This window comes from Arcobacter thermotolerans, from assembly GCF_983172305.1.
This window is the reverse complement of the sequence record NZ_CFAFZJ010000008.1, coordinates 18,369-31,601: the sequence shown is the minus strand read 5'-3', so window position 1 is coordinate 31,601 and position 13,233 is coordinate 18,369. Positions and strand designations below refer to the sequence as shown.

General features: G+C 27.7%; 11 protein-coding genes. 10 read left to right on the top strand and 1 reads right to left on the bottom strand.

Going from position 1 to position 13,233, the window contains the following annotated elements; translation table 11 throughout:
- The first annotated feature begins 2 nt into the window (after positions 1-2).
- From fdh3B to AC5LG6_RS07330, 6 genes are read left to right on the top strand one after another with little or no spacing between them, the layout of a single operon-like run.
- Positions 3-596: a formate dehydrogenase FDH3 subunit beta gene (gene fdh3B, locus AC5LG6_RS07355; protein ID WP_066155849.1), complete on the top strand. Its 594-nt coding sequence runs from the start codon at positions 3-5 to the stop codon at positions 594-596.
- Between the two features lie 10 nt (positions 597-606).
- Positions 607-1,563: a cytochrome b/b6 domain-containing protein gene (locus AC5LG6_RS07350; RefSeq protein ID WP_066155852.1), complete on the top strand. Its 957-nt coding sequence runs from the start codon at positions 607-609 to the stop codon at positions 1,561-1,563.
- Complete coding sequence (gene fdhD, locus AC5LG6_RS07345; RefSeq protein ID WP_498586111.1) at positions 1,560-2,396, top strand: formate dehydrogenase accessory sulfurtransferase FdhD; 837 nt, start codon at positions 1,560-1,562, stop codon at positions 2,394-2,396. The genes AC5LG6_RS07350 and fdhD overlap by 4 nt, the downstream gene beginning before the upstream one ends.
- The gene (locus tag AC5LG6_RS07340; protein WP_498586110.1) at positions 2,389-3,360 is read left to right on the top strand and encodes a cysteine desulfurase; all 972 of its coding nucleotides are present in this window, start codon (positions 2,389-2,391) and stop codon (positions 3,358-3,360) included. The genes fdhD and AC5LG6_RS07340 overlap by 8 nt, the downstream gene beginning before the upstream one ends.
- 9 nt (positions 3,361-3,369) lie before the next feature.
- Complete coding sequence (locus tag AC5LG6_RS07335; protein ID WP_498586109.1) at positions 3,370-4,614, top strand: molybdopterin molybdotransferase MoeA; 1,245 nt, start codon at positions 3,370-3,372, stop codon at positions 4,612-4,614.
- A gap of 55 nt (positions 4,615-4,669) precedes the next feature.
- Positions 4,670-6,544 (top strand): hypothetical protein, encoded by a 1,875-nt coding sequence (locus AC5LG6_RS07330; RefSeq protein WP_498586108.1) that lies wholly within the window; start codon positions 4,670-4,672, stop codon positions 6,542-6,544.
- Between the two features lie 23 nt (positions 6,545-6,567).
- Here the strand turns inward: AC5LG6_RS07330 and AC5LG6_RS07325 are convergent, their stop codons facing one another.
- Positions 6,568-6,867 (bottom strand): DUF3817 domain-containing protein, encoded by a 300-nt coding sequence (locus AC5LG6_RS07325; RefSeq protein WP_066155869.1) that lies wholly within the window; start codon positions 6,865-6,867, stop codon positions 6,568-6,570.
- Positions 6,868-6,954: 87 nt separating this feature from the next.
- On the opposite strand from AC5LG6_RS07325, the gene AC5LG6_RS07320 reads away from it, so the two are divergent.
- The 4 genes from AC5LG6_RS07320 to AC5LG6_RS07305 are packed head-to-tail and all read left to right on the top strand — an operon-like array spanning position 6,955 to position 13,233.
- Positions 6,955-8,475: a B12-binding domain-containing radical SAM protein gene (locus AC5LG6_RS07320; RefSeq protein WP_498586107.1), complete on the top strand. Its 1,521-nt coding sequence runs from the start codon at positions 6,955-6,957 to the stop codon at positions 8,473-8,475.
- Between the two features lie 52 nt (positions 8,476-8,527).
- Positions 8,528-10,876 carry a type I restriction-modification system subunit M gene (locus tag AC5LG6_RS07315; protein ID WP_498586106.1) on the top strand — a complete coding sequence of 783 codons (2,349 nt, stop codon included), beginning with the start codon at positions 8,528-8,530 and terminating at the stop codon, positions 10,874-10,876.
- Position 10,877: 1 nt separating this feature from the next.
- A complete protein-coding gene (locus AC5LG6_RS07310) occupies positions 10,878-11,924 on the top strand; it encodes a PDDEXK nuclease domain-containing protein (RefSeq protein ID WP_498586105.1) in 1,047 nt (348 codons plus the stop codon).
- Positions 11,917-13,233 carry a restriction endonuclease subunit S gene (locus AC5LG6_RS07305; RefSeq protein WP_498586104.1) on the top strand — a complete coding sequence of 439 codons (1,317 nt, stop codon included), beginning with the start codon at positions 11,917-11,919 and terminating at the stop codon, positions 13,231-13,233. Before AC5LG6_RS07310 ends, AC5LG6_RS07305 begins: the two co-directional genes overlap by 8 nt.

Sequence of the window (13,233 nt, the reverse complement as noted above, 5' to 3'; positions counted from 1 at the left end):
TCATGAGTAATAAAATAAATTTTTCAAGTATGAAGTTTTACTGTGATGAAAATCTTTGCATTAACTGTAATGGATGTGTAGTTGCTTGTAAAGAGGCTCACGAAGTTCCAGTTGGAGTTAATAGAAGAAAAGTTGTAACTGTAAATGAGGGTGTTGTAGGAAAAGAGTTCTCTATTTCTATGGCTTGTATGCATTGTGATGATGCTCCTTGTCAACAAGTTTGTCCAACAGATTGTTTTTATATCAGAACAGATGGAATTGTTTTACATGACAAAGACAAATGTATTGGTTGTGGATATTGTCTCTTTGCTTGTCCTTTTGGTGCTCCACAGTTCCCACAAGATGGTGCTTTTGGTACAAAAGGTAAAATGGATAAATGTACTATGTGTGCAGGAGGTCCTTTAGAAACTAATACTCCAGAAGAGTTCCATAAATATGGACAAAATAGAATTAGTGAAGGAAAAGTTCCTATGTGTGCTTCAATGTGTTCAACTAAAGCCTTACTTGTAGGAGATGCAAATGAAGTTGCTTTAATTAAAACATATAGAGCTACAAGCAAAGGAAAGGGAATTGCAACTCCTTCTTATGGTTGGTAAGGAATAATTTATGGAAAAAAGCTCATTTTTTGAAAGAAATAGGGCATATATCTTTACACTTCTAGGTCTTGGAGTTGTTGGATTTGTATTTATTAATTTCTTAATGATAATGGATTGGGGATACTTAATTAAGTACACAATCCATGTTTTAACAGGTGGAAATATTGATGGGATTTTAACTCCAGCAGATTCTACTTATAAAGAGATGGTAAATAGAGCATTTGGACCAAACTATGAAGCTATTGCTCCTGAGATTATAAGAGCAAGTAATGAAAGACAACTATATATTTGGTGGGTTTTTGTTGCTGAAATTGCTATTTTTTGTGTAATGTACACAATAAGTGGTAGAAAAGAGGCAAAAATAACAAGACCAAATGATCAGGTTGAAGTTTTTTCTTTAGTTCATAGAGCAATAATTTGGTTAAATGTATTCATTATCTTAGCTTTAATTATTACAGGTTTTAATATAACTTGGAGTTTAAGAAGCGAGGGTGGTTATATTCCATATATTTTAAGAGGTACTCATGAAGTTACAGGACTTATATGGTTCCCTGTTTGGTTATTGATGAGCATAATTGCATTTAAGGATTTAAAAATCTTATCAAAAAATAGCCTAATAGCTAAAATTACTCTTCCAGGAAGTTATAAACCAATGCAAAGAATTATATTCCTTGTATTTGTGATGATGGGAGCAGGATTGCTATTTAGTGGATTTTTAATTTGGTTTATTCATCCAGATGCATATACAAATGCTCAATTTATACAGTTTAAAAGAGCATTACTTTATGTTCATTTTGGTGCAAGTGTTTTAATAATGTTCTTCTTAATGGATTTTGTATATTCAACTTTAGTTGCTGTAAAAGGTAACTTAAAAGGTTTGATTACTGGAAAATATCCAAGAGAGTATTTAGAACAGTTAGCTCCAGATGTGTTAGCTGATATAGAAAAAGAGAAGGCAAAAAGATGACAGCTCTTTTTAAAGGGGGAGATAACTCTCTCTCTTTTTTTAAAAAAGATAAAATAAACTCTAAAAAAGTTATTGTAGATAAATTTTTTGAAGATAAATGTGAGAGTTTTGAGGATTTTGTAATAAAAGATGAGAAGATAGATTTTTATCTTAATGGTGAAAAACTAATTTCTGTTATGACTATAAAAGAGCATCAAGATGCTCATATAGTTGGATTTTTACTAAGTGAAGCAGTTATTTCTACTATTGATGATATAAAATCATTGAAAATAGACGAAGATGGTTTGAAAGTTTATGTTGAGGCTGATATCTCTTCAATATCTTATGAAAATCTATTTAAACATAAAACTTTAACATCTGGATGTTGTGTTGGAGTTACAGGAAATGCTGATTTAAGTTTTGATTGCTCTTTTGTGCAAACAAACTATCAAGTAAAATCTAGTCAAATTTTAAAACAGATGAGTGAATTTAATAAATCCTCAAAGCTCTTTGATGAGACAGGTTGTGTTCATAAAGCACAAATTGTTCTTGAAGATAAAACTATATTTGAAGCTGAAGATATTGGACGACATAATGCTATTGATAAAGTTGTTGGACTTGCAGCAATGAGTAAAAAAGATATAAGAAAATCTATTTTATATGTAACTGGAAGGTTATCAAATGAAATGGTTGTAAAGTGTGTAATGCATAAAATTCCAATAGTTGTGTCAAAAGCAGCTGTTACATTTGAAGGTATTAAAGCTGCTTCTTCACATGGAGTTACATTAGTTGGTTTTGCAAGAGAGCATAAAATGAATATTTATACGCATAGTTCAAGAGTAAAAGTTGATTAGATTAAACTTTTTACAATACAATCCTTTAGATTTAAATATAGATAAAAACTACTCTTTAGATAGTTTATCTACTAATTTTGAGTTTGAAAATCTTTGTAAAGAGTTTTTGAACTATTTCTCTTTTAAAAAATTAAAAACCTTCTCTTTTTCAAAAGAGGGTTTTCTAGGACTTATTTTTGAACTTAATTCAAAAATAGCAGTTAGTCTAGGAGAATCACAAGCTTTAATAGATGCTTGTAAAATGTATGAGAAATTAGGTTTTGAAATTACTTATTTGGATTTAAATAAAGATGGAACTGTTTGTTTAGATAAGTTAAAAAATGAAGATTTTGACTATATTTTTATCTCATCATATGTTATGGATACATTTTTAAAGACAGATTTAAATAGTTTAAAAACTTTAACAAATGCAAAAATTATCTCAAATGCAAGTGCAGATTTTTGTAAATATAGTGATATTATATATTTTGATAACTATAAACTTTGTGGATATTTTTTAAGTGGAGTTTTACTATTTAATGATGGATTTGAGCAGTTAAATATTGGATTTACAGATAGTTTAGCTATATATTCTTGTTTTAAGTCATATAAAAATATAAAAAAAGATATTAAAATAAAAGAGGTTTTTATAAAAAAATTAGAAGATAAGTTTAAAGATAATTTATACTATTTTGTAAATAATAAAAATACATTAAATAACTCATTTCATATAGCATTAAAAGGAATAAAAGCAAGAGATATTATAAGAACTTTAGCATTTGAAAATATATTTTTATCAAATGGTGAAGGTTGTAGTTTGGGCTTATCAAAACCTTCAAGAGTTATTCAAGCTATGGGTTTTGAAGAGAGTATTAGTAGGAATGCTTTAATTTTTAGTTTTAATGAAAATTATGAAGAAGAGATTATAAATAAAGTTGTAAATCTGATTTTTAAAAAATATGAGCAGATAAGAAGTTTTGAATAAGGAGTTTATATGAAAAAGAGTTTAACATATTTAAATTTTGAAGAAGCATGCAAAAAAAGCCTTGAGAAAACAAACCCTATTTCAAAAACAGAAGTTGCATACACTTTTGACTCTTTAGGAAAAGTTGTTAGTAAAGATATTATTTGTAAAAAAAATCTTCCATCTTTTAATAACTCAGCAATGGATGGAGTTGCTTGTAGAGTTGAAGATAGTGGAAAGGTATTAAAAATAGTTGATACTATATTTGCTGGTGATAAAAAAGCTTTTAAAGATTTAAATATCGGTGAATGTTATAAAATTATGACAGGAGCTAAAGTTCCTTCTTGTGTTGAAGTAATAATTCCAATAGAAAATTGCATACAAATAGATAGTTTTAGTGTAGAAGTTCCAAAAAATCTAAAATTAAATTCTAATATTAGATTTAAAGGCGAAGAGTTAAAAGAGGGTGATGTAATTATAAAAAAAGGAGAGAAGATAAACTCTTCTTCTATCGCACTTTTAGCTTCTCAAGGAATAAATGCTATTGAAGTTTATAGAAAAATTAAAATAGCTGTTATATCAACAGGAAATGAGTTAAAAGAGCCTTGGGAAAGTGCAAGTGAAGATGAGATTTATAACTGCAATGCAAGTTCAATCATTGCTTTATTAAAGGAGAACTCATTTGATGCTACTTATTGTGGAGTTGTTCCAGATAGTTTTGAAAAATCTGTAGATTTTATAAAGAGTTTAGAGGATTTTGATTTAATTATTACAAGTGGTGGAATATCTATGGGGGAGGCCGATTTTTTAGCTGAAGCATTTTTTAAATCTGGATTAGATATTGCTTATCATGGAGTTAATTTAAAACCAGGTCGTGCTATGATGCTTGGAAATTTGAATAAATCTATTGTTTTATCACTACCAGGAAATCCTTTGGCAGCAGTTATAAATGCATATATTTTTCTTTTACCAATAGCTAAAAAACTTCAAGGTGAAACAGATTTTTATCATGATTTTATAATTTGTAAAAATAAAAAATCATTTAGAGTAAAAGATGGAAGGGTAGAGGCTGTTTTAGGAAGAGTTATAAATGGAGTTTTTGAAGTTACAAGAGATAATAAATATGGCTCTGGAATGATAAGTCCAATATGTGAAAGTAACTCTTTAATGATTAGTTCAGGTGAAGCAGATACTATAGAAGAGGGTAAAGTATTAAAGATTTTAGAGTTTAACAATAATTTTATTGATGAAAAAGTGAATTTTTTAAATTATTAAAGATAATTTAGCAACTATTTGATAAGCTTTTGTTTTTAAAGAAAAAGGAACATAAATGAAAAAATTATTGATAGGATTTGTAGTTTTAATAGTAGCTGGAGCTATTTTTTTTACTATAAATAGGTCAGTTGATAAGGCAGTTAATCTAAAAATTGAAGAGTTAAATCAAAATGGTTTTTCTATAACTCAAAATAATTCTAATCTTCCAATGAAGATAAGAAAAGATGGTGAAATCCAAGTTATAGATGCTATAAAAGCATTAGATTTTATAGTTAAGAATATAGAAGAGAGCCAAGCAAAAGAGGTTTTTGTTGAGTTTTTAAATATTTTTGATAGTCAATCAAAACAGTTAGCAATTGAGGGTACAAAGTTTGATTATGATTTCTCTTTAAATATTTTCACAAAAGAGATGAAAGCAGATTTATATTTAAAGGAGTTATCAGTTGTATTACAAAATGAGTTAGAAAATAGTGAAGATGAAGCTAGTAAAGAGCTTTTAAGTATCTTAAAACAAAAGGCTATTCACTTAAAAGTAGATGACAAAATGAACTTTACTTTAGATGATATTGCATTTAGTAATAGTGGCTCTTTAATATCATTAAGAGGAATAAATGGAGATAAAAATAGTTTAAATATTGCTTTATTTAAAATTATTGGCGCAAATAATGAAAGTTTTGTCTTAGAAGATATGAAAAGCTATTACAAAGAGATTGAAAAAAATATAGATACTAAATTTTCAGTTTCTAATCTATCACTAGAAAGTGAATTTGTAAAAATGGGTATAAAAAATATCTTATTTGATGGCTCTTCTAAAAATATAAATGACAAAGTTAGTACAAAAGATAAAATCTCTTTTGATGAGTTCTCTTTTATTAGTAATGATGTTCAAAGCTTGATAAATGGTTCAAATATAATAAATGTAAAAAATAGTGAGATAAATTTTTCTTTGGATAATTTACCATATAAACAGTACAAAGAGTTAATGAAAGTTATAGATAGTGAAGATGAAGATATTTTTTCAAAAGCTTTTGATAGTTTTTTTGAAGAGCTTGTAAAAAGTGATGTAAAAGTTTCATCTTCTGGAGTTTCTTCTTCATTTTCTCAAAATTCTGAGAAGATTTTTGAAAAACTAAGATATGAAGCAAATTTATCTTTAAATAAAAATATGAAACCAGCATTAGTTAGTGGATTAAATGATATTTTTGAAAAAATTGATATAAAAATTGATTTAGATAAAGTTTCAGCAGATAAGTTAATCTTACCTTTAAAAGAGAGTTTAGGATTAAATTATAAAGATATTGCAAATGATGATTTAAAGAGATTTGAGATATCTTTAAAAGATGGTATTTATATAAATGATATTAAATTATTGGAAGAAAAAGATTTAAAATTTACTCAACAAGAGAGTGATTTTGAATATTATGATGATGAAAATCTTACGACTTCTTATGATATGATTGGTGAAAATCTTTTAAAAATAACTTTTGGGTATAAATCTTCTTTAAATGAAAATAGTCAAAAAGGATTAGTTGTATCTTTTCCTCAATTAAAAGATAAATCAAGAGTTGTTTCTACTATTTTAGGAGATTTAAAAGAGATAAATGTTTATGAACCAAATAGTGAGCTTTTTACTATAAATCCTTATGAAAGTATTAAAAATAGCTTTTTAGCTATTGAAGCTTATGATGATACTTTGAGTGAAAATTCACTAAAAGAGTTTAGCATAATCTTAAATATCAAAGATTTTGAAGCTGAGATTTTGGAGATAAATTTTAGAGCATACTCAATTGGTTCAACTGATCCAAATGGAACTATAAATTATGAGATAGTTCCAAAAATAGGAACTAGTTTTACAAAAGATGAACAACAGTATCCTGTAAAAATTTCTGATATTGAATTATCTGAAGTAATTGAGCAAAAAGTAGAGTAAAATTATTTAGAAAGCCTTGCTTTCTAAATAGCCTTTTTTGTTTTCATAATCTCTTTTTCTATTAGTATAAATAAAAAAGGGATTAAAGAGTATATAAATAGTTTTAAACTAAATAAAAATCCCCATTTGTAGTGTTTCATAGCATTGTATAAAGCTATACAAAAAAATATAAAAAATATTCCATGCATCATTCCAAATATTTTAACAGCCATAGGTTCTTCAAAGAGATATTTTAGAGGCATTGCCAGAAAAACTAGTATTAAATAAGAGATTCCTTCAATTATAGATATAGCTCTAAATTGAGAAAACTTCGTTCGTAACATTTCACACCTTTTGTTTTTTCTTTTAAGTATAGTAAACTATTCTTTATGAAAGGTTAATATAACACCATTTTAAGTAGAATCCACACCATGAATATAGAAAATAAAAATATAATATTAACAACACTAAACTCAAGATTTTCGCACTCAAGTCTATCTTTAAGATACTTGTTTGCAAATCTAAAAGAGTTAAAAGATGAAGCAAAGATTTTAGAGTTTGTAATAAATAGCCAAAATCAAACAATAGTTGAAGAGATTTTAGAGTACAAACCAAAAATTGTATTAATCTCAACATATATTTGGAATGCTCAAGATGTAGCTGAAATTGTAAAATATATAAAACTAATAAGCCCAAATACAATAGTAGCTCTTGGAGGTCCAGAGATTAGTCATCTTCCTCATAGAGTAGATTTTGAAATGGCTGATTACTTTATGTTTGGCGAGGGTGAAATAAGTGTTTATAACTTATGTAAAAATATCTTAGGTGGAATTAGACCAAAAGATAAGATAATTCATGCAAAGCCAGTTGAATTTGATAAAATTGAACTACCATATGATTATTACAGTGATTTTGATATAAAAAATAGGCATATTTATATAGAAAGTAGCCGTGGTTGCCCTTTTACTTGTGAATTTTGTCTATCTAGTATTGACAGTTCAATGAGATATCTTCCTATTGATGTTTTTTTAAATGAGATTGATAAACTCTGGAATAGGGGTGCACGAAACTACAAGTTTATAGATAGAACTTTTAATCTAAAAATATCTTATGCAAAAGCAATATTAGACTATTTTTTAGCAAAAGATGATGACTATTTTTTACACTTTGAGGTAATTCCTGATAATTTTCCACCTGAGTTAAGAGAGCTTTTGAAAAAGTTTAAAGCAGGAAGTTTGCAACTTGAAGTTGGTATTCAAACTCTAAATTTAGATGTTGCAAAAAATATAAACAGAAATCTAAAAATTGATAAAATAAAAGAGAATCTAGCATTTTTGAGTTCTGAGACAAATGCTCATATGCATATTGATTTAATTGTAGGACTTCCTAGTGAAACAATTGATAGTTTTGCACAAAATCTTAATTTGCTTTATACTTTGAGTAGTGGTGAAATTCAAATTGGAATTTTAAAAAAACTATCTGGAACTACCTTAAATAGGCATGATGAACTACATGGTATGGTTTATAATCCAAACCCACCTTATGATATTTTACAAAATAATCTAATACCATTTGAGCTTATGCAAGATATGAAAAGATTTGCTAGATTTTGGGATATTGTTTACAATAGTGGAAATTTTGTAAAAACTTCAAAACTACTTTTTAAAGATGGTAAAGTGTTCAAAAACTTTTTTGATTTTAGTAAGTGGATATATAAAAGAAGTGAAAGTACTTTTAAAATCTCTCTGGATAGGGTTGCAGAGTATTTGTTTGAGTATTTAAGCCGTGATTATGAAGAGGAGCTTTTGGTAAAAACAATTTTGGATGATGTGATGATGATAGAGGGTAGAAAAATACCACCATTTTTGAAAAAGTATAAAAAATATGAGAAGGATTTTATTCAAATTGAACAAAGCAGGGCAAATAAAAGACAGATTTTAAGGATAACCTAAATTATATATTCTTTTAGATAAAATCTATGCTATTTTATTTTTGGGGTTTTTTTTGAATCAAGCAGTACACAACAAATTAGTAAGTTTTATATGGCAAATAGCAGATGATTGTCTAAGAGATGTATATGTAAGAGGTAAATACAGAGATGTTATTTTACCTATGGTAGTTCTTAGACGACTTGATGCTTTACTAGAACCTACAAAAGAAGCTGTACTTGAAGAGCTTAGATTTCAAAAAGAAGAAGCTCTTTTCACTGAGCTTGATGAAATGGGATTACAAGATGCAAGTGGATATGTGTTTTACAATACAAGCAAATGGACACTGCAAAAACTTTTTGATACAGCAACAAACTCAGCACAAATGCTTGAAGCAAACTTTACAGAATATTTAAATGGCTTTAGCAAAAATGTTCAAGAGATAATAGAAAAATTTAAATTAAAATCTCAAATCAAACACATGGCAGATAAAGATGTGCTTCTTGATGTGTTAGAAAAATTCACAAGTTCTTATATAAATCTTACAGATAAAGAAGCAGTTGATCCAGATGGTAAAAAACTACCACCTCTTACAAATCTTGGTATGGGATATGTTTTTGAAGAGCTTATTCGTAAATTCAACGAAGACAACAACGAAGAAGCTGGAGAACACTTCACTCCAAGAGAAGTAATTGACCTTATGACACATATTGTATTTGACCCAATCAAAGATAATTTACCACCTGTTATGACTATTTATGACCCAGCGTGTGGAAGTGGTGGAATGCTAACAGAATCTCAAAACTTTATAAAAGATGAAGATGGAGAGATAAAAGCAAAAGGTGATGTGCTTTTATATGGAATTGAGATAAACGATGAAACATATGCTATTTGTAAATCAGATATGATGATAAAAGGAAACAATCCTGAAAATATAAAAAATGGCTCAACTTTGAGTACAGATATGTTTGCAGGAATAAAATTTGACTTTATGCTCTCAAACCCTCCCTATGGAAAATCGTGGGCAAGTGAACAAAAATATATCAAAGATGGAAAAGATGTAATAGATAGTAGATTTATAGTAAATCTTGCTGATTATTGGGGAAATAGAAGTGATGTTGATGCGACTCCAAGAAGTAGTGATGGACAATTACTGTTTTTAATGGAAATGGTTGGAAAAATGAAACCATCATCTTCAAATGGAATAGGGAGCCGTATTGCATCTGTTCACAATGGAAGTTCACTATTTACTGGTGATGCAGGTGGTGGAGAGAGCAACATAAGAAGATATATAATAGAAAATGATTTATTAGATGCTATTATCCAACTTCCAAATAACCTTTTTTATAATACTGGAATTACTACTTATATTTGGCTTCTTTCAAACAACAAAGCCAATACAAGAAAAGGTAAAGTACAACTAATAGATGCAAATAATTTATATTCAAAACTTAGAAAAAATCTAGGTGATAAAAACTGCGAATTAGAGTCTAAACATATCTCAAAAATTATGGAAATTTATTCAAAATTCCAAACTTGTGATGATGAAATTGATGGTAAAAAAATCTCTTCTAAAATCTTTGATAATAGTGATTTTGGATACTATAAAGTACAAATTGAGAGACCAAAAAGATTAAAAGCTCAATTTAGAGATGATTTAATAGAGACTCTAAAATATGATAAGACTCTTGAAGAGGCTATGATATGGTGTGAAAATGAGTATAAAGATGAGTGTTATAACGACTTAGGAAAACATAAAAAAACCATAGAAGAATACTTAGATAAAAATGATATAGAATTAAATACAAAACAACTAAAATCACTTCTTTCAAAAGAGTTATGGAAGAAGCATAAAACACTTGTTGATACTGCAAAACTACTAAAAGAAAAAATAGGAACTACTACTTATGATGATTTTAATATTTTTAAAGAATTAGTAGAAAAAGTATTAAAAGAGCAAAAAATAACTCTAAGTGCAAGTGAAAAAAACATGATGCTAAATGCCGTATCTTGGTATGATGAAACAGCACAAAAGGTTATTAAAAAGGTATCTAAAATAGGTGGTGATAAGCTAGAAAAACTTTGTGATTACTTAGGATGTAAAGAAGATGAACTATCAGATTTCGGATATTATCCAACTGGTAAAAAAGATGAGTTTGTGGAATATGAAAGCGATACAGATTTAAGAGATAGTGAAAATATACCTTTAAAAGATAATATTTACCAATACTTCTTAAAAGAGGTAAAACCTCATGTGCAAGAAGCTTGGATAAATCTTGATAGTGTAAAAATAGGATATGAAATAAGCTTTAATAAATATTTTTATATACATAAACCATTAAGAACACTAGATGAAGTAGCTCGTGATATACTTGAACTTGAAAATGCAAGTGATGGACTTATCAAAGAGATTTTAGGATTATAAGATGGAAATAATTACACAAGAGTATAAACAATTTTTATTTGATATTAAATCAAAAATCCAATCAGCTCAACTAAAAGCACATATAAAAGTAAATGAAGAGATGTTGAAGCTCTATTGGGAAATAGGCTCAATGATAATATCAAAACAAAAAGAGTCTTCTTGGGGAGATAAGATTTTAGAAAATATTAGTAAAGATTTAAAAGAAGAGTTTCCTGCTTTACAAGGATTTTCACTAAGAAATATTCATTATATGAAAAAATGGGTTTTATTTTATTCAAATAGTCAGCAGTCTATTGACGAAATTGTGCAACAGCTTGTTGCACAAATTTTTCAAATACCTTGGGGACATAATATTCATATTATCTCAAAAGTTAAAAACATAGATGAAGCACTATTTTATATCTCTAAAACTATTGAAAATAACTATTCAAGAGCACAGCTTGTAGAACAGATGAGCAAAGAGTTATATCTAAGAAGTGGCAAAGCTATCACAAATTTTGAGAGTAAACTTCTAAAAACACAATCAGCTCTAGCAAATGAAATCACAAAAGACCCATATAATTTTGATTTTCTAACTCTTAGAGAAAGTTATGATGAAAAAGAGTTAGAAGAAGCTCTTATGCAAAATATGACTAAATTTTTATTGGAGTTAGGAAGTGGATTTGCATTTGTAGGGCAACAATACAAAATAACAGTAGATAAAAACGACTTCAAAATCGATTTACTTTTTTATCATGTAAAACTACACTGTTTTGTAATTGTAGAGCTTAAAACAACAGATTTTAAACCTGAATATACAGGGAAACTAAACTTTTATATAACAGCAGTAGATGAACAAATAAAAACTAAGTTTGATAACCCAACAATAGGAATACTAATTTGCAAATCAAAAAGTGATATGATAGTGGAATATGCACTTAGAAATGTAAATACACCAATAGGTATAAGCGAGTATCAACTAACTGAAATACTTCCAAAAGAGTATCAATCATCACTTCCTACTATTGAGCAAATAGAAGCAGAGCTAAAAGGTTTTGAAAATGAATAAATTAGAAAAATATTCGTCTTATAAAGATAGTGAAATAAATCCTTTTCTAGAATTTCCAAATCACTGGGATATAAAACGATTTAAACATTTGTTTTCTTTTGGAAAAGGTTTAAATATTACTAAGGAAAACTTAGAAGAAACAGGTGTAGAATGTGTTAATTATGGAGAAATACATTCTAAGTTTGGATTTAAAATAAATCCTAATATTCATAAATTAAAATGTGTTAATGAAAGTTATTTGAAAAATGGTAGTAAATCATTATTAAATATAGGAGATTTTGTATTTGCTGATACTTCTGAAGATATAGAAGGTTCAGGTAACTTCACGCATTTAATAGGGGATAGAAAAATTTTTGCAGGTTATCATACTATGATTTGTCGTCCTCAAAAAACATTAAATTCAAAATTTTATGCCTATCTATTTGATTCTAAAAATTTTCGTTCTCAACTGCATGAGAAAGTAAAGGGAGTTAAAGTTTATAGCATTACTCAAAATATTTTAAAAGACACATTTGTTTGGATACCAAAAGATAGTGAACAAACAAAAATAGCCTTTTTCCTTGATGAAAAAACAGCTCAAATTGATGAAGTTATTAGTCAAAAAGAAAAACTAATTGAACTTTTAAAAGAGCGAAAACAAATCGTTATCAATGATGCAGTAACAAAAGGTTTAGACAAAGATGTAGAGTTTGTAGATAGTGGTGTTGAATGGATTGGAAAAATACCAAAACATTGGGAAATAATTAAAGTAAAGAATATTTTTAAATTGATAATAGAACCTGCACCAAAAGCAAATGAAGAAGAATTACTTTCAATATACACAGATATTGGAGTTAGACCAAGAAAAGAATTGGCAGAAAAAGGAAATAAAGCTTCAACAACTGATGGCTACTGGAGAGTCAAAAAAGGTGATTTTATTGTAAATAAACTTCTTGCATGGATGGGTGCAATTGGATTATCAGAATATGAGGGAGTTACAAGTCCAGCTTATGATATTTTAAGAGCAAAAAAAGATATTGTAGGAATATATTATCATGAACTTTTTAGATTAAAAGTTTTTTCACAAGAGATGAAAAAGTATTCAAGAGGTATCATGGATATGAGATTAAGACTTTATTTTGATAAATTTGGAGATATTTCAATCCCTTATCCATCGTATGATGAACAAATCAAAATCGTAGAATATATTGAAAATCAAACATCAAAAATAGATATTGCCATAGAATTGCAACAAAACTATATAGCAAAACTCAAAGAGTATAAAGCATCACTTATTGATAGTGTAGTAACTGGAAAAGTAAAGGTGTAA

Coding starts and splice junctions, on each gene's coding strand:
- AC5LG6_RS07305 (WP_498586104.1), top strand. CDS start 11,917: ATGAATAAATTAGAAAAATATTCGTCTTATAAAGATAGTGAAATAAAT.
- AC5LG6_RS07325 (WP_066155869.1), bottom strand. CDS start 6,867: ATGTTACGAACGAAGTTTTCTCAATTTAGAGCTATATCTATAATTGAA.
- fdhD (WP_498586111.1), top strand. CDS start 1,560: ATGACAGCTCTTTTTAAAGGGGGAGATAACTCTCTCTCTTTTTTTAAA.
- AC5LG6_RS07320 (WP_498586107.1), top strand. CDS start 6,955: ATGAATATAGAAAATAAAAATATAATATTAACAACACTAAACTCAAGA.
- AC5LG6_RS07330 (WP_498586108.1), top strand. CDS start 4,670: ATGAAAAAATTATTGATAGGATTTGTAGTTTTAATAGTAGCTGGAGCT.
- fdh3B (WP_066155849.1), top strand. CDS start 3: ATGAGTAATAAAATAAATTTTTCAAGTATGAAGTTTTACTGTGATGAA.
- AC5LG6_RS07350 (WP_066155852.1), top strand. CDS start 607: ATGGAAAAAAGCTCATTTTTTGAAAGAAATAGGGCATATATCTTTACA.
- AC5LG6_RS07335 (WP_498586109.1), top strand. CDS start 3,370: ATGAAAAAGAGTTTAACATATTTAAATTTTGAAGAAGCATGCAAAAAA.
- AC5LG6_RS07310 (WP_498586105.1), top strand. CDS start 10,878: ATGGAAATAATTACACAAGAGTATAAACAATTTTTATTTGATATTAAA.